Annotated in this window: 25 protein-coding genes; 17 read left to right on the top strand and 8 right to left on the bottom strand. The window is 35.3% G+C overall.

Features of this window, described 5'->3' with window-relative positions; genetic code table 11:
- Window positions 1–48 precede the first annotated feature (48 nt).
- Window positions 49–843 (top strand): DnaB-like helicase C-terminal domain-containing protein, encoded by a 795-nt coding sequence (locus G626_RS0107365; protein WP_022932146.1) that lies wholly within the window; start codon window positions 49–51, stop codon window positions 841–843.
- A 44-nt stretch (window positions 844–887) separates the two neighbouring features.
- Here the strand turns inward: G626_RS0107365 and G626_RS0107360 are convergent, their stop codons facing one another.
- The 4 genes from G626_RS0107360 to G626_RS0107345 form a co-directional block, all read right to left on the bottom strand.
- Window positions 888–1616 carry a FliG C-terminal domain-containing protein gene (locus G626_RS0107360; protein ID WP_022932145.1) on the bottom strand — a complete coding sequence of 243 codons (729 nt, stop codon included), beginning with the start codon at window positions 1614–1616 and terminating at the stop codon, window positions 888–890.
- 97 nt (window positions 1617–1713) lie between these two features.
- Entirely contained in the window at window positions 1714–2343 is a 630-nt protein-coding gene (locus G626_RS0107355) for a phospholipase D-like domain-containing protein (protein WP_022932144.1), read from the bottom strand.
- A gap of 27 nt (window positions 2344–2370) precedes the next feature.
- Complete coding sequence (locus G626_RS0107350) at window positions 2371–2736, bottom strand: hypothetical protein (protein WP_022932143.1); 366 nt, start codon at window positions 2734–2736, stop codon at window positions 2371–2373.
- Between the two features lie 6 nt (window positions 2737–2742).
- Window positions 2743–3468 carry a FliG C-terminal domain-containing protein gene (locus G626_RS0107345; RefSeq protein ID WP_022932142.1) on the bottom strand — a complete coding sequence of 242 codons (726 nt, stop codon included), beginning with the start codon at window positions 3466–3468 and terminating at the stop codon, window positions 2743–2745.
- A gap of 106 nt (window positions 3469–3574) precedes the next feature.
- On the opposite strand from G626_RS0107345, the gene G626_RS0107340 reads away from it, so the two are divergent.
- Both G626_RS0107340 and G626_RS0107335 read left to right on the top strand, forming a co-directional pair.
- The gene (locus G626_RS0107340) at window positions 3575–3964 is read left to right on the top strand and encodes a hypothetical protein (RefSeq protein WP_022932141.1); all 390 of its coding nucleotides are present in this window, start codon (window positions 3575–3577) and stop codon (window positions 3962–3964) included.
- Window positions 3965–4030: 66 nt separating this feature from the next.
- The gene (locus G626_RS0107335) at window positions 4031–4762 is read left to right on the top strand and encodes a FliG C-terminal domain-containing protein (RefSeq protein ID WP_022932140.1); all 732 of its coding nucleotides are present in this window, start codon (window positions 4031–4033) and stop codon (window positions 4760–4762) included.
- A 37-nt stretch (window positions 4763–4799) separates the two neighbouring features.
- On the opposite strand, the gene G626_RS0107330 is transcribed toward G626_RS0107335, so the two are convergent.
- Window positions 4800–5543 (bottom strand): hypothetical protein, encoded by a 744-nt coding sequence (locus tag G626_RS0107330; RefSeq protein WP_156003250.1) that lies wholly within the window; start codon window positions 5541–5543, stop codon window positions 4800–4802.
- A gap of 146 nt (window positions 5544–5689) precedes the next feature.
- Between G626_RS0107330 and G626_RS0107325 the strand changes: the two genes are divergently transcribed.
- The 7 genes from G626_RS0107325 to G626_RS0107295 all read left to right on the top strand — a co-directional run bounded on the left by G626_RS0107325 (window position 5690) and on the right by G626_RS0107295 (window position 10961).
- Window positions 5690–6943, top strand: a complete 1254-nt coding sequence (locus tag G626_RS0107325) for a hypothetical protein (protein ID WP_022932138.1) — start codon at window positions 5690–5692, stop codon at window positions 6941–6943.
- 82 nt (window positions 6944–7025) lie between these two features.
- Window positions 7026–7226: a hypothetical protein gene (locus G626_RS0107320; RefSeq protein WP_022932137.1), complete on the top strand. Its 201-nt coding sequence runs from the start codon at window positions 7026–7028 to the stop codon at window positions 7224–7226.
- A gap of 27 nt (window positions 7227–7253) precedes the next feature.
- On the top strand, window positions 7254–8165 hold the full coding sequence (locus G626_RS0107315; RefSeq protein WP_022932136.1) for a hypothetical protein: 912 nt from the start codon (window positions 7254–7256) through the stop codon (window positions 8163–8165).
- Between the two features lie 70 nt (window positions 8166–8235).
- Complete coding sequence (locus tag G626_RS0107310; protein ID WP_022932135.1) at window positions 8236–8916, top strand: hypothetical protein; 681 nt, start codon at window positions 8236–8238, stop codon at window positions 8914–8916.
- Window positions 8913–9344 carry a hypothetical protein gene (locus G626_RS0107305; RefSeq protein ID WP_022932134.1) on the top strand — a complete coding sequence of 144 codons (432 nt, stop codon included), beginning with the start codon at window positions 8913–8915 and terminating at the stop codon, window positions 9342–9344. Before G626_RS0107310 ends, G626_RS0107305 begins: the two co-directional genes overlap by 4 nt.
- A 4-nt stretch (window positions 9345–9348) precedes the next feature.
- Complete coding sequence (locus tag G626_RS0107300; protein ID WP_022932133.1) at window positions 9349–10020, top strand: hypothetical protein; 672 nt, start codon at window positions 9349–9351, stop codon at window positions 10018–10020.
- Window positions 10021–10091: 71 nt separating this feature from the next.
- Window positions 10092–10961 (top strand): DnaB-like helicase C-terminal domain-containing protein, encoded by an 870-nt coding sequence (locus G626_RS0107295; protein WP_022932132.1) that lies wholly within the window; start codon window positions 10092–10094, stop codon window positions 10959–10961.
- Between the two features lie 40 nt (window positions 10962–11001).
- On the opposite strand, the gene G626_RS0107290 is transcribed toward G626_RS0107295, so the two are convergent.
- A complete protein-coding gene (locus G626_RS0107290) occupies window positions 11002–12036 on the bottom strand; it encodes a helix-turn-helix transcriptional regulator (protein ID WP_022932131.1) in 1035 nt (344 codons plus the stop codon).
- A gap of 167 nt (window positions 12037–12203) precedes the next feature.
- Between G626_RS0107290 and G626_RS0107285 the strand changes: the two genes are divergently transcribed.
- The 4 genes from G626_RS0107285 to G626_RS0107270 all read left to right on the top strand — a co-directional run bounded on the left by G626_RS0107285 (window position 12204) and on the right by G626_RS0107270 (window position 15843).
- Window positions 12204–13928 (top strand): N-6 DNA methylase, encoded by a 1725-nt coding sequence (locus G626_RS0107285; protein ID WP_022932130.1) that lies wholly within the window; start codon window positions 12204–12206, stop codon window positions 13926–13928.
- Between the two features lie 74 nt (window positions 13929–14002).
- Window positions 14003–14293, top strand: a complete 291-nt coding sequence (locus G626_RS0107280; RefSeq protein WP_022932129.1) for a hypothetical protein — start codon at window positions 14003–14005, stop codon at window positions 14291–14293.
- Window positions 14268–14696 (top strand): hypothetical protein, encoded by a 429-nt coding sequence (locus tag G626_RS0107275; protein ID WP_156003247.1) that lies wholly within the window; start codon window positions 14268–14270, stop codon window positions 14694–14696. The genes G626_RS0107280 and G626_RS0107275 overlap by 26 nt, the downstream gene beginning before the upstream one ends.
- Before the next feature lie 4 nt (window positions 14697–14700).
- Window positions 14701–15843, top strand: coding sequence for a FliM/FliN family flagellar motor switch protein (locus G626_RS0107270; protein ID WP_022932127.1), 1143 nt, complete (start codon window positions 14701–14703; stop codon window positions 15841–15843).
- Window positions 15844–15872: 29 nt separating this feature from the next.
- Here G626_RS0107270 and G626_RS0107265 read toward each other — a convergent pair whose 3' ends face one another.
- Together G626_RS0107265 and G626_RS0107260 are read right to left on the bottom strand one after the other, a co-directional pair.
- A complete protein-coding gene (locus G626_RS0107265) occupies window positions 15873–16283 on the bottom strand; it encodes a PIN domain-containing protein (protein WP_027727032.1) in 411 nt (136 codons plus the stop codon).
- On the bottom strand, window positions 16280–16498 hold the full coding sequence (locus G626_RS0107260) for a hypothetical protein (RefSeq protein ID WP_022932126.1): 219 nt from the start codon (window positions 16496–16498) through the stop codon (window positions 16280–16282). Before G626_RS0107260 ends, G626_RS0107265 begins: the two co-directional genes overlap by 4 nt.
- Before the next feature lie 134 nt (window positions 16499–16632).
- Here G626_RS0107260 and G626_RS0107255 point away from each other — a divergent pair, with 134 nt between their 5' ends.
- From G626_RS0107255 to G626_RS0107245, 3 genes are all read left to right on the top strand, one after another.
- Window positions 16633–17748 (top strand): hypothetical protein, encoded by a 1116-nt coding sequence (locus G626_RS0107255; RefSeq protein WP_022932125.1) that lies wholly within the window; start codon window positions 16633–16635, stop codon window positions 17746–17748.
- A gap of 102 nt (window positions 17749–17850) precedes the next feature.
- Complete coding sequence (locus G626_RS0107250; RefSeq protein ID WP_156003244.1) at window positions 17851–18096, top strand: hypothetical protein; 246 nt, start codon at window positions 17851–17853, stop codon at window positions 18094–18096.
- Window positions 18097–18118: 22 nt separating this feature from the next.
- Complete coding sequence (locus G626_RS0107245; RefSeq protein ID WP_022932123.1) at window positions 18119–18733, top strand: SEL1-like repeat protein; 615 nt, start codon at window positions 18119–18121, stop codon at window positions 18731–18733.
- Window positions 18734–18769: the final 36 nt, after the last annotated feature.

Genomic DNA, 18769 nt, shown 5'->3' with positions numbered 1-18769 from the left:
TTACATGATAGCAGCTCCGTCTATTCTTATAGATAGACGGAGGACTTAATGGACGAAACTCCAATTAAAACAGAACTCACAGATTTAGACAAAATTATTGGCGGATTATATCCTGGCGAAATATTGCTTATTGGATCAAGACCGACTATTGGAAAAAGTTCATTAATACGGACTCTAATCAAGAAAGTAACAATAGAGAAAGGAATTAAAAGTTTATTATTTAGTCTTGAAATACCAAAGCCCTTATTTCAAATGAGTATTGTAGTTTCTTTATCTGGTATTTCCACTTGGAAAATTCTTCTGCAAAAACTTGAAGAAGAAGAATTAAAAATTTATAACATGTTCTTATCGCAAGTAGAAGATTTACCAATTATTATTGATGACACTGAAAATAATAATATCAATGATATTTGTAATATGTCGAGGAAATTAGTAAAAGAAGAAGGAATAGAAATAATATATTTAGATTACTTGGGCTTAATTACTATCAATGAGGAAAATCCTTCTATTGAGGATTTTTGTACTGAGGTAATGACTAAGCTTAAAGGCTTAGCTAGAGAACTAAATATTCCAATTGTGTTAGCTTGTCAAGTCTCAAGAACACCTGAACATATCAGTATGAGGGGGATTTGTCATTCTAGTATAATTGATAATTCTGATGTCATTCTTCTTTTAGACAGAAAAAGAAATTATAGTGAAAATCCAATATTTTATTTTGCACATCTAGATATTGTAAAAAACAATTATGGTGATACAGGAGGATTTAAACTGCGGTTTATACCTGAATCAGGTTGCTTTGAAAATTTACCTTTGCCGATGAAGAAAATAATGGATTGTAGGTAGATTGATCAATGAAAAGTTCCTGTATTACCATAATTTTTTAATAACTAAACCAGCAGTTTGCTAATTTCATGCTTTGCAATGATTACAATCTCGCCTTTTGCTTCGAGCTGGAGGATAATCTGGACGATTCTTGCCTGGGCTTTTTTGACATCGGTTATGATCACAGGACCCATAAATTCCATGTCTTCTTTTAGCATTGTTGCATAACGGACTGGCAGGTTGCGGAAGAACTTATCCTGGATATCGGGTGAAGCTCCCCTGAGAGCTTTCGCTAATTCCTGCTGATCTACGTCGCGGAGAGTCTTTTGAATTGCACGGTCATCGAGGTTGATAATGTCTTCAAATGCAAAAATGCAGTTGTTGAGTTTTTTCTGGAAAATTGGAGTCTCGCTGCGGAAATTGCGTATTGCTTTTTCAGTAAACTGCTGGCCGGAAAGAATCAGGTTTTCTTTCAACTTTTTGTAGTCATCATCAAGGTTCATTCCATTAGCAGTGACAATATGCTCAACTTCTGAAATGACCTTGGCATCTGATTTTTGATAGCCTTTTGCAAAGGCCTCTACCTGGCGGCGGGTATCGGCATCCATGTTGTTCAAAAGGTCGAGTGATTCTTCTGATTCTTGCCCGAGATAGGCAATAACCTTTGCAAAGCTTACAACATACATTTTACTGACATAATCCATAAGAACTTTGCGGGTTGCCCTGGTAATATCTCCCATTGTGGTTTCAACAATAGTCTGAGCCTTCTGTTCTGCAGATAATTCATTTTTCATAAGTATAGCCTCCTTCGTATTTATATGATTAATATACGACAGGCAGACTATCACGATGAGATAGGCTGAAAAAATATTTAATAAATATGTGGATTTTTTATACAATCGGATCGCTGCAGAACTGTTTTCTTTTGCAGCTTTTGCAGTGGGCACCCATCCAGACTTCATCGAATTGGGTAGCGGCATTTTTTATGAAATCTTTGTTGCTGCTCAAAACCCCGGCTTCGAAATTGCGGGTATTTTCGCCTTTCATACCGAGGCCGGCACCGGTGAGATTTGCAGAACCAACGTAGGCTGTTTTTAAATCAAAAATAATAATCTTAAAATGAACACGGGGACAAAGAACTCTTTCAAGGCCTTCGATTAGGGCAGGGTATTTGTCAAAGTCTTCTCGGAAAGCAGGCCCCGGTTCTTTTGCATGAATGAGGCGGATTGCAACTCCTCGTTTTGCAAGATTAGAAAGAACTTCTAGTAGAGGTTTAGTGCCACGGCCATCTTTTACGTAAAGGTCTTTTATATCGGCTGTGCCAATCCAGAGAGTCTTTTTACAGTCTTTGATTTTTTCTATTACTTTCTCGTAGTGATCTTCATTTGCGATGTACTGGTATTCAGGTTCAGTGGCCTGTTTTTGTTTTATATAGTCTGCGATTTCCTTAGTCTGAGTTTTAGTTCTGGCAGGCTTTTTGGGGGAGGAGGTTTTCTTTTCGGAAGTTTTTTTCTTAAACATATCCCATCTCTGATTATACAAAATCAATCACTGTTCATATAGTCTTCTGGCAACGGGCAATTCTGTAAATATGTCTGATAATTCTGGATAAGTATCACAAAGACAAAGCATATGGTTATATTGCTTCCTGATGATTTCAAGTTGCTTGGATATGTATTCCTCACGGGATAATACTGGAGGTGGAGAAGGCATTTGACCATTCAATAAGATTTCGGCCAGACGGCTTTCATATTCTGCGCGAACTTCAGTTTCTATTTCTTCTCTGAGTTTTGATACAAACGCTGCACCGGAAGACTTTGCTTTCTTGGCGTTATCAGTTTTTACCTTTTTTGTACCAATCGGCTGTGTTCCACCGGTAGCAATTGCATTATTTGTTATGTCATAAAAATCCATATATGATTACAACTCACCAAAATTTTCTTTTGTAAAGATTTCAATATCTCCGGAAGCTTCGAGTCTTAGAATGGTATTGATCATTCTTGCACGGCAGGCATCAAGTCTGCTCTGAGAGATAAAACCCATCATTTCAATATCGTCTTTGAGCATTTTTGCAGCTCGTTCTGACATGTTGCGGAATATTTTATTCTGGACCTCTTCTGATTCATATCTAAGGATTGTTGCAATTTGTCGCTGATCCATATCACGCAAAAGCTTCTGAATATCAAGGTCGCGAAGGTAAACAATGTCTTTAATTTCAAAAAGACATTTATCAAGTTTTTGTTTTAAAACAGGTGTTGTTGTTCGGAAATTATGAACAGCATCTTTTGCAAAATCTCTTCCACCGGCAGGGAGGTTTTCTTTGATAATCTGAAAATCATCATCGCAGGAAACTCCTGCAGTTTTTACAATATGGTCTGCTTCAGCAACAACAGCTTCATCTGTTTTATGAAATTTTCTGGAGAGCTCAAAGATTTTATCTCGGGTATCGTAATCATAAGCCTGCAGAAACTCATCGGCTTTCGTGTAATCAAGCTCCAGATAAGCAATTATCTTTGCAAGACTTTCAAAATGCTTTTCCTGCAAATATTCCTGTAAAACCTTCTGTGTTTCCTTTGTAATATTGTCCATTGCATAAGAAACCATAATTTGAGCCTTGCGGCGTTCAACAGATAATTCGTTTGCCATAAGCGAGCCTCCTTGATACCACAAATAATAGCAGGGGAGAATATCATTTAGTGATATGTTGATATTTTAAAATATGATTTTTGAACTCTAATGAGGAAAAGAAATCATGAATTTTATAAAAACATTATTTCAGAAGACAAAGAAAGACTTTGAAAATATCCCACCTCAGGTATCTGATGAAGTCGTATTAAATAAGAAGGCCTACGAAATTGCAGAATCATCGATGAAAGCACTATTGGAAAATAATTATAGACTGCATGGAATAAAATATTATCGAGACAATTCTTTAATCTATCTAACAAAGCCAGTAAGCTTAAATTATGGAAACAGAGTTCCAGAAAAGACCTATCAAGTTTACATCACATATAACGAATTTCTTCGTGATACAGAAGCATTCAGAGCTTTTATTGAAAATCCGCATGAAAGAACACAGTGGAATTTCAGCAGTAAAGAAATCAATTATGAAAGTGGAATGTTTTTTAATTTTCATACCTAAAATATCATTAAATGATACATCATTTATGTACATTATCCTCAGAAGTTAATTCTAAGGAGGCCCGATATGGTTGAGTTTCATAAAGATGGTAAGAATGGAGAAGCAAAGTATTCATTTACAGATTTTGATGAGCGTGTTGGAAAGGTCTTTGAAACTGCTTGCAGACAGTTGTATGAGACAATTAAGGAACCAATTTTGCAAGACTGTAAAACTCTTCGCTCTATTATAGATGATGTTGCAGCTCAGGAAGAATTTTATGGAAATACCTATGATAGCAAAGAGCTGTTTTGTGGTTATGCAGAAGATGACAAAATGCACTATATGGAAAGAGAACTGGCTCGTAACTTTTCTAATTTCATTTTTAATTTTTATAAGAAGGAATGTTTCCCACGTGGGGTAATGAATGACATTCAGAAACTTGGAAATGAAGGACGTGATAAGATTGAAAAGAAACTAGCAGAAAGAAAAGGATATACACGTTTCAATCGTGAATTTCATAAATCATTTCTGGCTTTTGAAGATATTGTTCGTTTTGATGGAAGAAGCATCCAAAAAATTCTGCGAGATATTTCTAATTATGATTTGGGGATTGCTCTTAAAAACACAAGTGATACCTTCAAAAAAGCGATTAGTTGCAATATGAGCAAGCGCGCCGAACAGTGGTTAAATGATTACATTGATGACCTGGGGCCAGTATTGAAGCGTCAGGTTCAGGAATGTCGCCAGAAGATTCTACGTGTAATGGAAGATCTCTATTCTTGTCATGAATTAGTCTGGAGCGATGAGTGGACAGATTAACCATTGTTTCATAAAGATAAGGAAGTGGCAGTAGGAATTACCTGCTGTCATTTTTGCATTTCTCTTCCAGCTTGTGCAGTTCTTCTATAATCTTCTTGGGATTATCCATAAAATCTTTGTGAAATATCGTAAAGCTTCGTTTATTGATTTCTATGTCTGTATATGAGAGGTGGCTTTGAATTGAAAACTCGAGCTGGGGATTTTTGGCTTTTTCATTATCATAAATGGACTTAATAGCATTTGTGGTGATGTCTATAGATTTTCTTGTCAGTCCATGAGTCTTTTTTCTGATTTCTTCGATTTCGGACAGGAGTTCTTGTTGCATTGGTTTTCCGGAGAAAAACATCTCAAAAATATCTAATAGGATTTTTTGTAAAAGCTGAATATCACAATAATCAAATTCAAAATTAATTGACACACAAGGCCTGATACCTAAATGGATTTCATCTTTGTAAAAAGTAATCAGAATTATTTCATCAGCAATTGAATGATTTTTTAAAGAGATACTTACATTGAAATTTCTTGTACTTTTCTGATAATCGTAGTTAATTCCAATATCGTAATGTTTCTTTTGCTCCGAGAGAAAATCTATAAAGTTATTATGAATTGCTTTTTTTGAAAGTTTGGGCTGAGCTTGTTTCTGTGAATCAGACATCAATTCAGAGTTTGTGCTTATCAAACTATTCAGTAAACTTTTCCAATATTTTGCCAGCGGATTAAGAATGTAGTTTTCAAATTCCCTGTGAATCCAGTTATAAAACAATTCATCATCATTATTCATAACTTTCATTTTATTGTTGCTTAGTATCATTTAATGATATAGACGAGCAGTAAGATGTCTGTAATACGAGGAAAAAGAGTTTTGCTTGAGTATCACTAAATGATATTCAATTCAAATAAACTCAAGGCATAAACGGAGGTAAGGTTATGAAGGAGTCAAAGAAATTATGTAGAACAAATGCTACCGCAATCCTTGAGTTCTTTTACTTTAAGGATGATACTTTCGCATTCTTTTATGAAATCAGAAAAAACAACCTCGTTAAGTATTATGTGAACTGCAACAAGAAAGTTTATGGGCCGTATGAAAAGGTTGGAAAAAGTGATAATCCAGATATTGCAGACTTGAAAGGTAAAAGTTACAAGACTTTTGCCTGGGAAGGTGTAATTAACGGCGAAGAGTATATTTTCATAGGCGGCAAGAATTGCGGCAAGAAAAAAATTCCAACATGGGAAGAGACCATGGCTCTCTTAAATAAAATGTGTGAGGAAATAGCCGAAATAACTCCTGACGAAGAATATGATGAAAAAGAACATGTGCTTCGTAACAACAAAGAGCATCTTGACTGGTTCGTAACACCTTCAGAGAAACTAGGGCCGTATCATCAGATTCAAAGAACAGCATACAAAGATGAATCGCATTTTCAGTTTGTTTATTACAAATCAAAAGGCGATAAACATTTCTATTACAATTTGGATGGAAAAGAGTATGGCCCGTTCTTAGGCTGGGAACCAATTCATTGCCAACTCTTTTATGACAGAAAAGGCCGGGCAATCATAAATAATTTACCGGAAAAATATATTCTGATTGACGGAGAGAAGACAGACTTCTTTGAAGGAAAATGTATAAACCTTTCATATTCCGAGGAACCTTTTGGATACGAATTATTAACGGGAGACAATTACACTTCTGTAGGAAGTGAAATAGTTTACAATGGAATACATATACATCCAGATGGTGACGTCAAGTTTTTGAAAGATGGTTCAATAGCTTATGTTAGTAAACCTTTATATGAGCAATCTGCCTGGTGCGTTAAAAATAGTGAAGAAGAACTTCAGGTATCGGCAAGGTTCGATGGAGAACAGTCTCGAATCGTCGGAAATGCACTTTTCTATCTGAGGGGAGGGGTTCCATATCTTATGCTTGAAGGCAAAGAATACAATGGCTTTGCCCTTACTCATGATATACATGTTTTTGAATCTGAAACTAATGGAAAAACTGGTTATGTCTATTTAAAGAAAGGTCGCGTTTATTTTATTGAAGTTGAAGATATTCATCAGTCCATTACACCAATTTCATGCTATACAAAAGGCTCAGAGTATTATGAAAATCAATGCAAAGAAATTGATAACATCATGAAGCTTGTTAAAGAGAAGCGCATTGCTGGTATGTGTGAGCTTTAAGAAAAAACGTAAGGTAGCAATATCACTAAATGATATTCGCCTATGTCATACTCTCCTTATCAAAACTTAAGGAGAACCAATTATGAAATTAGGCGATTTTAGAAAATTGACAGCAAATCTTTCAGATGATACTGACATTGTAGTGGAATACTATGATGAAGAAGAAGAGGGCAGTGTGGCCATGCCAACAGGAAAGATTACAGTAAAAAGTAATAAAGAGATTTGGCTTGGACAAAGATTTTCAGAAACTGTTGTATTCATTGAAGATTCTGGGTGTCGCTAAGAAATCTGATAAACGGAATGATATCAGATGAAAACAGAAACGCTCAGAAGAATTTTTGATATAGATCCTCGCATGATTCAATGCCTAAATGATCTTCAATATTCATTTTTGGGTTCTGAATTGAGAAATATTCTAAGACTTGTATATGCTCTTAAAGATACACCTACAAAGAAGATTTCTTCTTTTGATAAAGCAGATGCAGATTTTGTTATTACAAATCAAAAAAAAATACGGGAAGTCATATGTACAGTCTTTAATTTTATTCTTGATGCAAAACTGCATGCCTATTATGACAATCCAAAAGAATCAATCAGACCACTAATAAGTATTGCATATCATCTCTTTCATAAACAAGTTGAAATTTCTGAGTTTGAATATTATTGGAAAAATAATCATAAGGAATTTGTTTTATTTGAAACCTGGTTATATCATTCTCTTCTTTTCGGTAAGTTCAGAAACATAAAGGATGTACCATCTCCAATCGAAGATTTATTAGAAATTTTTGAAGAACATAAATTACAAAACTATTCTGTTTTTACAGTTGATGATTTGGATAAGTTTGATAAAGAATTTGTTTTGTTTTTACTATCCGATAGAAGGTCAACCTTGAAAGAACATATAGAAGTTGTAGGACATTTAATGTCTCCATTTTTTTTGAGGCAATATAATTATTCTGATGAGGCTATTAACAATATACGAAATTTAGGAATCTTCGATTCGCAGCATTTAAGAATAAAAGAGTGTCTAAGATTTTCTGAATGGATGAATTTTTGTATAGCAAATCGTAAAATTTATAGTGAGAAAGCAGTAATACCTGAAAACGAAGAACTCTGGACTGAAGAAAACTTCCCAGAATTTTGTGAAGCACGTGGAAAACTAATTATCGACATAATAAATCTGACTTTTACGGAATTGGGAACGGAAACTCCTTCTAATTAAGTTTCAACTATATCATAAAATGATATTCGCATTAGGTAAGATAAAAACACTTCAATGATGGAGGATGCAATTGTCACACAAACACGAATCAAAAGATAAACTTGCAAAGAGATTTATTTATGAACTCAAGAAACTAACTGCAGGCATTATAAAAGGAATGTCTGCGGAGGCTTATTATCCATCTGCAAAATCATTGCGGGAGCTTTTTAATTCTTTTGCGATTATTGAAAAGTTTTACAGGCCTTTAAAGCCTTATTGGGAAATTAAAATTGCTCTCCAGAAGTATGCACGGTTTGTGGATAAGAAGCTGCTGTATGCAGAAGATTTCAAAAGAATGCTGATTCATTTTTTCGTGGTGATTGAACAGATATATTTCTATGAAGAATACGGTTTCTTTTCGACAACAGTTCATCCGAGAGATGTACCAGGGGTGCCGGTGAAATGTTCCTGCGGTTGTCTTCCATTCTGGCCTCTGGAGCCTGTGGTGGATGAACATGGGCAGGTCATCTATAAGAAAGTTATTCGGTTTTACAATAAAAACAAAATCCGTCCTCTTTGTATGACAATCAGCAGCAAGCCGGAAATTCTTGAAGGCCGTGAGAAATGCAACCTTTTAGACGAACAGATTGAGCAGCTGAAAATCTTTGTCCGCAAAAATCATGACATCATAAAACGGCATTACAAAGATGAAATTGACAGCATGGAATTTATTGATGCCCTGAAGAAACGAAACAGGAGGAATAAGCAATGATTAATCCAGAAAATCTTCCAGAAATAATTGAAAATATGAAATGGCAGGATGTGCAGAGAAGTTTTGTTTATCCTCCTGAAAGACCTCCAGTACGGCTTTTAAAAGCAGAAACAGGCCTTCCGGTTAACATCATTAATATCACTTATGGCGTTTCTTTTGAGCTTGGTTTGACAGAGTGGATTAAAGTACAAACTAATACAAATGATCAAATTGATGATAAGAACTATGAAATATTCTGGTTTACAGAAAATGCGGAGACTATATTGGAACAAACTGAAATGCCGGACAATCTTCTGGAAATCGTCCAGGAGTACATCAAGAAGTCTTACGCAGACGAAAAATCTCTCCTCTACACAACAATGCAGAAACGCAAAGAAGAGTGGGAGAGTGATGTAAAGAAGATGAAAGAGGAAAGAAAGGCAAAATAAAATGATGCTGGATTTTAATTTTACATGGAATTATTGGCATAAGCTGATTCATGAATATTTTGAGGAAATTTATAATTTAAGAGCAAAAGAAGAAGACTATAAAGAATTGAGAGATGTGTCACCTGAGTGTATTGAAGATTATCTATATAGAGAGTTAAAACAGCAATATGAAAAAGTCAGAATAGAATCTGATCTTTGCTGGCAAATAGAAATTCCACTTCAAGATGAAATCATGATTGTTATTTCTGGCGTTGCTGGGAAAACTAATTTGTCTGAGGCAGAATTAGTTTTTTACATTTGCGACTCTAATCACGCATGTGGAGGATACGAACATATAAAAGATATAAAAGCCATTTTTCAAGTCTGTGAAAAGATAAAAGATAATTTGATAATAGACTTGTATATTCTAAATCAAATGCGTTTAGAAAATCAAAAAAAGATACGTCTTTATACTATGGCAAAATCTCTAATTGAAGCATATTCGAAAAAACTGTTAGAACCATTAGGTTATAAATGGCAGTTACTTAATCTAAAAACCTCTTTCATCCTTAAAATACAAAAAGAAAACGGAGCTAAGGTGGAAATAGAAATCAAAGATGATAATTACGTGAAAGCGCCCGAACTCATTAAAGAATCAATAAATAGTTTAGAAATGATAGATAAATTTCTTAGCTAAATCTCACTAAATGATAGACTTCTCTGCTAAACTCCCTAAATACAAAACTCAAAGACTATAGGAGGTTTTGTATGTGTGATCATACTGATGTAACAGCACAAGAATTGGCGATGAAGTTAGCTGATTATATTGAAAAACGATATAAAGATTCTAATTCTATAAGCGGAGTTAAGTCTGGTTTTCCAACTATTGATGCGATTACTCATGGATTTCAAAAAGGAAACTTAATTACTATTTGTTCGAATTTATGTTATTACAAAAATTGTTTTGTAATGCAATTACTTCACAATATTATAACAAAAGATAAGAGTCGTTTTGGGTTTGTTTCTTATACTATGAATGAACAGCAATTTGGTTTGGCTATGTTATACCGAGAAACGTTGATTCCAGTTTCTAAGATGGTTACAGGAATGATGAATGAACAGGAAGTTAAAAATATTCAGAAAGCAATAGAAACTATTTTTACTTCAAATGTTGTTATTCCAAGAGTATGTTCATTCTCTTTTGATGAATTATGCAATATTATTCGGGAATCTGTTGAACGGTATGATTTAAGGGTTATTTACATTGATTCTTTGAATACAATTCCAATTGAGAAAGAATTTGGTAGTCAAAAGAATCGAATAATGAATATTATTAAGAAATTGAAAATGCTGGCAGTGGAGTTAGATATTTCCATCATTACTGATTATTTCTGTTATGAGAATATTAGGGATATATTCGGTGGTAATATTGATAATGAAATTCTAGTTCAAAAAACAGGTTTCGTATATACATATTCAGATATTGTATTGCAACTTCAGAATATAACGGAGAAGAAGGGTATTTGTTCCAATCGATATGAGCTTGAGATTTGTTGCAGTGAGTATGGATTAGGCAGATGTAAATATTTCCAATTTGATTCAAAGGAAGATAAATTTCTGGAAGAGGAAGAAAAATAATAACTTACAAATACTTTGTCATTGCCTGGACTTTCTTTTTTCATTCGGTTACGAGTTCTTCTGGGGCTAGAGGGATGATGTCTTCGCCGAAGGGGAAGAAGTCGCGGAGGATGCCGGGCCACTGGTTGCTTGTAAAGCTTACATGGAGGGCCCCGTCTTTGTGAGGAAGCTTTCCTTTGTATTCTTTTACAGTTTTGTCTTCCCCGAAGTCTGCAGTTGAATAATACAGTGCCGAGCCCTGGAAGATGAATTCGCAGAGTTTCTTTTCATCATTTGTCTGAATACCAAAGATTCCCAGCGTCTTTTTTTCGTGCATCCATTCTTCTTCGGAAGGGAGAGAAAAATGAGTTTTTACCAGGCGGAGATTTTTCATTCTTGGAACAACAAATGTTCTGCGTACTTTTTCGTTCGGATTGTCCCACTTACTAACCATGCCGGTAAGGTACCACTGCTCGCGATCATAAATCAGCTGCCATGGCTCAATAGTGCGGCCAGAAGATGCCATATTATTGTGAATCGAGTCGTAATCAAACTCGAGCATAAAATTATCTTTAAGGGCAGAAAGAATGATTTCCCAGGCTGTGTCATCAACGCTGTCTACAACTCGCTTTGCCATTACAATGCGGGTTTCGAACCACTGCTTTTCGCGCAGATGAGAGTTCTTAAAGTTCACCTGATTTACATCAATCATTTCTGATTTTACAGGCGATTCAAAGCTCTCGCAGATATTCAAAAGAGGAGCGTAAAGCGGAGTATCCTGAAACATTTCAAACAGTTTCATTACCATTCCGTAGGCTGGCATTTCTTCTTCGGTTACAAAAATGGCAGGGAACTTATAAAGATGGCTGGAGTAGTGGTATCCATCATACTCACGGCTGTATTCAAGAGGAGCATGATAGTTATCACGCAGGCGTCGGATATCGCGGTTTAAGGTTGCAACAGAAACCTCAAGGCGTTTGGTGAGGTCGTCCATTGAATAATATTTGTCTTCCTGAAACAAAGCATCCAGCTGAAAGAGGCGGAGAATCTCTTTTCCCGACTGTCTGGTGTTATCATCCTTATCTTCTTTTGCCATAAAGATATTATAACACGGAATTTGCAGAGAAATTCAAAGAAATTTGCTGAAATTCGTCATTTTGATAAACGTTTATCAAGGAATTTCCTTTACAAGCAGGATTTTATGATGTATATTATAATCAAGAAGACTTGATAAACGCTTATCAAGAAAGCTTTGGAGGATATATGTCATTCGCTAAACACCATTTTGTAGACAAGGCATTAGAGAAGTTTAATTTCCGCATTGGAGACAAAGTTTCTGACTTACTCTTAGTACTTACTGCATACTATGCAAAAAAAGCCTCTGTTAACGTAAGCTTCAGCGTTTCAGAAATCCTTGATCAAAGCAAAGCTCCATCTTTCATAAAAGCTTGCTTTGAAAAAAATAATAGGGGCTATTTGAAGTGCACTCTGGAAACTTTTGAAAAAGTTACTCCGGAAGATATGATTGAATATATTAATCATAAAATTGAAAACCGCACTTTGTACAGCCACGACGGAACCGATGCAACTTATTTCCCTCAGCAGATGAATGATTTAAGTGCAAAATTTCTTGAGCTTAAAAAAACAGATACACTTCTTGATCTGGGTTCTGGCATTTCCTCATTCCTTATCAATGCAAAGAAGAATTACGGCGTTACAACTGCAGCAGGTATAGAAATTGATGAATCGGTTTATGTTTTTGCAAACATTCTTGCTGCTATCAACGAACAGGATATTCAAGTTTGGAATGAAGATGTTTTCACATTCGAAAAATTTAAGTTTGTTGAAAAACTTTTTTCTTTCCCTTCATTCAACCAGAGAATTGAAGCACCGCATATCAAAGATTATGTCTTGTCAAAAAATATCAATGGACAGGATTTTGCAACACAGGGTGAAGTTGCCTTTATCCTTAAAGCTCTAGACTTACTTAGTGAGACTGGAAAAGCTGTTATTGCAATCTTACCTGGCCTGCTTTTCAGAGAGAATCTGGCAAGCTTCCGCGAGTATCTTGTAAAGAACAGATATCTCGAAGCAGTAATTACTCTGCCGGATTCAGTTCTGGTAAATACAAATGTTCCTGTTGCTCTTTTGATTTTGAGCCACAACAACGACAAGGTAAGATTCGTAAATGCAAGTTCAGTTCATGGAAAATCACGTCATGGCGGAAGCTGCCTTATGGATGAGCATGTAGAAGCTATTTACGAAATGTCTAAAAAGAAAAATCACAATGCTGTAGATATCAAAGTTGAGAAGATTGGAAAAGACGGATATTGTCTTCTTCCAAATACTTTCCTCCTGGAAGCAAAGCTGCCTTACGCAGATGAATCTGTTGAGTACAAGAAACTTTCTGACCTTGTAACACAGAAGATTTACCGCGGCGTTCAGTATAAAGCAAATGTACTCGATACTCTGCTTACAGAAGAGGATACAGATTTTTATTACTTCTCATCTAAGGACATTCAGGAAAACCGTATTTGCAAGAATCTGCAGCATATGAGCGAGATTTCCGAAAAAGATCTTTCTCTAATATTAAAGAATGATGACATTCTTCTGGTACTGGCAATTACAGACAATATAAAAGTTGCGGTTGTATCAAATCTTGATGCGCAAAAGATTTTACCCGCAAGTAATTTGTATGTAATCCGTCCAAATACAAGTTTAATATTACCGGTATTCTTTAAGCTTCTATTGGAATCAGAAAGTGCAAGAACGATTTTTAAGGAGTTTAGTGTTGGTACGGCCTTAAGGACTATCAGCGCAGAGTTCCTTAATAATCTTCTTATTCCAGTTCCGCCTCTGGCTGTACAGCAGGAATTAGTAAAAAAGTATAGCAAAATCGAGTCTGAGCAGGAACAGCTCAAGAATCAGTTGGAAGTTCTTTCGCAGAAAAAGAAAGAACTTATTGAAACAAGTATTAACGGATCCTAGGCCTTAAGCTTGTAAATCGAAGCCGGATTTATTCCAACTTGCCGGGGCTTTGTACCGGCTAAAAGGAGAATCTTATGAAAGCGAGAAATGTAACTTATTCTGAATTCCTTGAATTCAGAGTACAGGACGTTGTTTCGGCAAATGTAAAATATTATATTGCAAGAACAGGTTTTACCGCTGAATATCTCAGCAATATAACAAATCTGTCTATTGCTACTATAAATCGTCTGAAAGCAGGTGAGCATCTTTCCCTTCAGGGAATTTGTGCTCTTGCGGAAGCCCTGGACATTGATCCTCTATTGTTTTTTATGGAAAACGAAAATGCAGGAGGCTATGGATATGGCATCAGACGCAATGTGGTATAAAGACGGAATATTTTACAACGTCAAAACAACCCACGTAAACTTCTTTCTGAATCATCCTGATTTGCTCGGTTTTAGTCAGAAAGAAAAAGAAGCATTATGCGTAAAGAACGGTCTGGCAGCAGATTCAACTTTCTGCCCGGAACCAAGTGTGCAGAGAGACAATCTGGTGCTGGCCGTTCTTAAACGCGGTGCTGTTCGAATCAGATTTTACGGCGGCCAGACTTCCGTTCAGTGTTACGATCACAACAACATCTTATGTTGTACTCAACTCAAAAACTGCGTCGCCGGCGGTATGGGAAAATGCTTCGGTAATTTTCTCACAGTAAAAGATACCCTAGGTTGGGGAATGAATCTCAACAACATAGGTTGGAGAAATCAGATTGATGATTTTTTGAAGGAGTAACGTTATGGGTAAAGTATTAAGTAAAGAAGAAATAGATACTCTGTTGGAAGCAATTGCTTCAGGTGATGTGGAGTCAACTCCAAAGGAGAGTGTAAAAAAAATCAAGATTTATGATTTTAAGCGACCAGACAGATTTTCAAAAGAAGAGCTTAGAGAAATCTCAAATGTCTCAGAAACTATTGCCCGGGAACTTACAAAACTGTTTGCCTCTAAGTATGAAATCTTCCCAAAGTTCCATGTTGCGAGTGTTGATCAACTTACCTGCGAGGAATTCCTCAGAAGCATTCCAATGCCAACTCCTTGTATGAATTTTTCATGGATGGATAGCGAAGGAATTTTTGAATTGGACAGGGAAGTCTTTTTTGATGGCTTTATGGGAGCACACCTTGAGAAGGCTAGTGATTTAAATGGTCTGGAAAAGAATCTCTTTACAAGAGATATATACAAGCCCATTGAAGAAATCTTATATAAAGAATTTTCGAATACTGCTGGCAAAGAGTTGCCTGAAATTACCGAGCAGGAATTTGTTAATAATCCACAATTTTTAATTAAGCATAATTCTTTTTCAGAGATGGGTATTCTTGTTGTATTTGAGGTGAGCCTGAATAATGTAGAGAAACAAATGAATCTGTTTCTTACTGAAGATTTAGTGAAAGCTCTTAGAGAAAACGGCTTTTTCTCTGAGCGAAATTTCTTCCAGAAGAAAGGAGAGATTATTATTCCGCTTACATATCCGGAGCCAAATACAATTATCGAAGTGGGCCGTTTCCGCCTGGAAGATAATTTCAAAATCAAAAAGAATATGATTTTCGAATTAAATAAGCTGGCAGGAGACCCATTAGATATTTACAAAAATGGAAAGCACGTTGCATTGGGCGAGGGAGTTATAATTGATGATAACAGGGGCGTTCGTGTAACAGAAAATGTAGAAACTCCAGAAGAAGAAACTTTCTATAATACAAAAATCATTTTTGGTGGCTGCAGCACAGAAGCAGAAGAAAAGTTTGGCGAAGGTCGAATCCTTGAACTGCGAGAATGGTGGAATGAACCTGCAAAAGTCATCAAAGACAATAAGGTAATCGCCTATGGAGAAATCTTAGTTATGGACGAGAGTTTCGGAGTTAAGATTACTGAGGTTGTGGAGTAGGAAAAAAAGAGGTGTAGAAGTTTCTCTGATTAAAACAATTTTAAGAATTCTGTTGGCGTGTATACAGGAATAGTAGATTGCTTATAGTCTTTTTTATTTCTTGTGACAATACATTTGCAATGGGCCTTTCTGGCAACATAGTACTGAACAGCATCTTCAAAATCATGCCATCCAGAATTCAAAGCGGCCTTTGCAACTTTTTTATCTGCTTTTGCAATCGAAACAATTTCCATGAGAGTCTGGATTTTCTGGATAGATTGATTTACATCTTTTAGATTTTGCCTAATCAGATAAAAAAGATCTGTAATGGAAACAACAGAAATATAGCCCTTAACAACTTTTGTCTCAGATAATTTTAACGCGGCTGAAGAATCTGCAACAAATTGTTGTCTGTTTAGAAGAAGATCAAGCACAACATTAGAATCATAGAATACTCTCATAAAGCAGACAGTCTTTCCTCTTTTATTTGCTCGATTGTATAATCTTTATCGCCGGCAATGCCAATGAGACTTTCGGTGAGGTGCATATCTTTTGAACGAGTTTTTCTGCTGAAAGGATTAAGAGAACGTTTTAATGCTTTTAAAAGAGATTTCTTTTGCATCAAAGAAAAATCATCTATTTGCGAGAGCATTTCATAAAAAACAGCATCAGACATAAGCACCTCCTGAATTATTTACTTTAAATTAACACCAAAAATTGAAAAAAACAAGTTATTTGCATTATTTCAGAATTTTATCATTAAATGATAAAACACTCTGCCATTATGAAAGCAATCAGAGGCATATATAAATGACAGAATATGAAATTCTTAATGCAATTGGTCGAAAATGCAATTTTATTTTAGAGGACTATCATAAAAAGCAACTTCTAGGTTTTTATTGTTATTCAGAAAAAAATAAGCCTCCTATATTATTATTTAATTATAAGGGCGAACTGTTTCCTTTTTTTAAGCATGTGATTTTTGATTTAAATTTATGTACTCGATTAGTTAACAGTAAAACACAAGTATTGTATCAAAGATTCTTTTCCATACAGGAAGCAGGCACTGAAGTATCAGATGCCTTGCATTTAAATGATGCATTTTTATTTGAACAAAAGGAGAAATATAGAACCTACGGTAAACAATTACAAACCGCTATGCAATACAATATGTATGGAAGTGAAAAAAAGTTTTATACGAAAGAAGCCTATGCATTCTTTCGTAATAAGAAAAATGAATATAGAAAAGCCAAGAATAATAAACATGACTATCTGCAATTATTTCTCAGAAAAAGAAAATTTAAGGATTTGTATAAAACACTTGAGACAATAGCTAAAAGAAATAATCTTGTAATCGATTATATCCGTCTCAACGAATGTTATTCGCTTCACAGAGTAGCTGAAAAGAAAGATGATCCTAAAATCTTATTAGATATACCGGTTAGAATCTATTATCTCAAGAGGAAGCATAAAATTCTTGTTGGCAATAAATGTATATTTCATTACTTGGACTTAAAGGATAAAAACTTAATTACTGAATATGTCGAGATGTTGATATATGTGAATAAGAAAATAAATAAAAAGCATAAGGAACATTGGCTGGATGAACTTAATGTTAATAAGAAAACCTATGAAATAGCCTCATCTTCAATAATATCATTATTGAAGAATCTTTATCAGGAAAAAGGGATAATATGCTATTATCGATATAATCAACTAGCATTTGAAATGTTCTTTCAGAAAGCTGATGAACCTAATTGTTTACAAAATTCTAAGAATCGAAAGATGTATAATGCAGGAATTACATACAAGGAATTTCAGCGTAATCCAGCAGTTTTTATAGAATTTATTAATAATCCAAGAATTAAAGGAAAATGGAATTTCGATTGCAAGGAAGTCCCATATAAAAAAGAGTATTTTGAATAATTCAAAATTTCATTTTTTTTATTTGTATTATCATTAAATGATATATCCGTTTGCTATCCTTTTAGTATCAGCTGATAAAAAATCAGACTGAAGGAGGTCTTTATGTCAAAGTGTAAATCTTGTGGTTCATCATCATTTGGAAGCTGCTCGTACAGCCCTCATGGAAAGCATGAACATATTACAGATTCAGGCCAATGTGCATTCTGCGGTTCATCATCTTATGGCTCTTGTTCTTACAGTCCGTTCGGTAAACATATGCATGGCAGCGACGGAAAGAAGTGTAAGTTCTGTGGATCAACTTCAACTGGTTCCTGCTCATACAGTCCACACGGAAAACACGAAAGATAATTCGTTTCGATAGGTGACTAAAATGAAGTGTGATGTAGTTATCTATTCAAAGACTTCTGCTGTTGGCTTGTTCTGGTTCGAAAATTGGTATGATGAGCCCTCTGTAATGTTTATCTATGAAGCAAAGGATTATAAAGATAATAACGCTGCAGAATGGACAGACAAGAATCTGGCTAAAATCAAATCTTTCGCTGAAGTTTGCATAGAAGATGAAGCCCTTGTTACGCAGCTTAAAGAAAAGGTGAAAGAAGGTGATTTAATGCCAGCGGATTTCTACAAGGATTTGGCCGCACCTTTTGCTGATATAGGTGATGGAGACTTCTTTCACTCAAGAAAGCTGATTTATACAGATTTGATCAAATACTGTCAGTCTGATGCTGCCTGGTATATGATTTATAATCTGGAGCACTCAGAAAAGGATGAAGATAAAAAACAAGCCTTTCTGTGTACAAAAATCCTGGCAGAAGAATTCAACGATGCCTCTGCCTATCAGCTATTAGCCTGCTATTATTATGACGGCATAGGAGTAGAGAAATCATACGAGCCTGTATACGCGTTAATGAAAAAAGCAGCTGAACTTGGTAGTGAGAGTGCAAAAGAATGGATAGAGAAAAACTATAGTAATAAAAATGATTGATGATCATCAATCAAATACCGCCGGATTTATTCCAAC

It is taken from the genome of Treponema bryantii NK4A124 (assembly GCF_000421345.1).
Taxonomy (GTDB): Bacteria; Spirochaetota; Spirochaetia; order Treponematales; family Treponemataceae; genus Treponema_D; species Treponema_D bryantii_B.
Note: the sequence above shows the minus strand (reverse complement) of the source record. Positions and strands in the feature narration are given on the sequence as shown.

Bases quoted from the DNA above. Each gene is read 5' to 3' on its own strand.
- G626_RS0107365 (WP_022932146.1), top strand. From the start codon at position 49: ATGGACGAAACTCCAATTAAAACAGAACTCACAGATTTAGACAAAATT.
- G626_RS0107360 (WP_022932145.1), bottom strand. From the start codon at position 1,616: ATGAAAAATGAATTATCTGCAGAACAGAAGGCTCAGACTATTGTTGAA.
- G626_RS0107355 (WP_022932144.1), bottom strand. From the start codon at position 2,343: ATGTTTAAGAAAAAAACTTCCGAAAAGAAAACCTCCTCCCCCAAAAAG.
- G626_RS0107350 (WP_022932143.1), bottom strand. From the start codon at position 2,736: ATGGATTTTTATGACATAACAAATAATGCAATTGCTACCGGTGGAACA.
- G626_RS0107345 (WP_022932142.1), bottom strand. From the start codon at position 3,468: ATGGCAAACGAATTATCTGTTGAACGCCGCAAGGCTCAAATTATGGTT.
- G626_RS0107340 (WP_022932141.1), top strand. From the start codon at position 3,575: ATGAATTTTATAAAAACATTATTTCAGAAGACAAAGAAAGACTTTGAA.
- G626_RS0107335 (WP_022932140.1), top strand. From the start codon at position 4,031: ATGGTTGAGTTTCATAAAGATGGTAAGAATGGAGAAGCAAAGTATTCA.
- G626_RS0107330 (WP_156003250.1), bottom strand. From the start codon at position 5,543: ATGAATAATGATGATGAATTGTTTTATAACTGGATTCACAGGGAATTT.
- G626_RS0107325 (WP_022932138.1), top strand. From the start codon at position 5,690: ATGAAGGAGTCAAAGAAATTATGTAGAACAAATGCTACCGCAATCCTT.
- G626_RS0107320 (WP_022932137.1), top strand. From the start codon at position 7,026: ATGAAATTAGGCGATTTTAGAAAATTGACAGCAAATCTTTCAGATGAT.
- G626_RS0107315 (WP_022932136.1), top strand. From the start codon at position 7,254: ATGAAAACAGAAACGCTCAGAAGAATTTTTGATATAGATCCTCGCATG.
- G626_RS0107305 (WP_022932134.1), top strand. From the start codon at position 8,913: ATGATTAATCCAGAAAATCTTCCAGAAATAATTGAAAATATGAAATGG.
- G626_RS0107300 (WP_022932133.1), top strand. From the start codon at position 9,349: ATGCTGGATTTTAATTTTACATGGAATTATTGGCATAAGCTGATTCAT.
- G626_RS0107295 (WP_022932132.1), top strand. From the start codon at position 10,092: ATGTGTGATCATACTGATGTAACAGCACAAGAATTGGCGATGAAGTTA.
- G626_RS0107290 (WP_022932131.1), bottom strand. From the start codon at position 12,036: ATGGCAAAAGAAGATAAGGATGATAACACCAGACAGTCGGGAAAAGAG.
- G626_RS0107285 (WP_022932130.1), top strand. From the start codon at position 12,204: ATGTCATTCGCTAAACACCATTTTGTAGACAAGGCATTAGAGAAGTTT.
- G626_RS0107280 (WP_022932129.1), top strand. From the start codon at position 14,003: ATGAAAGCGAGAAATGTAACTTATTCTGAATTCCTTGAATTCAGAGTA.
- G626_RS0107275 (WP_156003247.1), top strand. From the start codon at position 14,268: ATGGCATCAGACGCAATGTGGTATAAAGACGGAATATTTTACAACGTC.
- G626_RS0107270 (WP_022932127.1), top strand. From the start codon at position 14,701: ATGGGTAAAGTATTAAGTAAAGAAGAAATAGATACTCTGTTGGAAGCA.
- G626_RS0107265 (WP_027727032.1), bottom strand. From the start codon at position 16,283: ATGAGAGTATTCTATGATTCTAATGTTGTGCTTGATCTTCTTCTAAAC.
- G626_RS0107260 (WP_022932126.1), bottom strand. From the start codon at position 16,498: ATGTCTGATGCTGTTTTTTATGAAATGCTCTCGCAAATAGATGATTTT.
- G626_RS0107255 (WP_022932125.1), top strand. From the start codon at position 16,633: ATGACAGAATATGAAATTCTTAATGCAATTGGTCGAAAATGCAATTTT.
- G626_RS0107250 (WP_156003244.1), top strand. From the start codon at position 17,851: ATGTCAAAGTGTAAATCTTGTGGTTCATCATCATTTGGAAGCTGCTCG.
- G626_RS0107245 (WP_022932123.1), top strand. From the start codon at position 18,119: ATGAAGTGTGATGTAGTTATCTATTCAAAGACTTCTGCTGTTGGCTTG.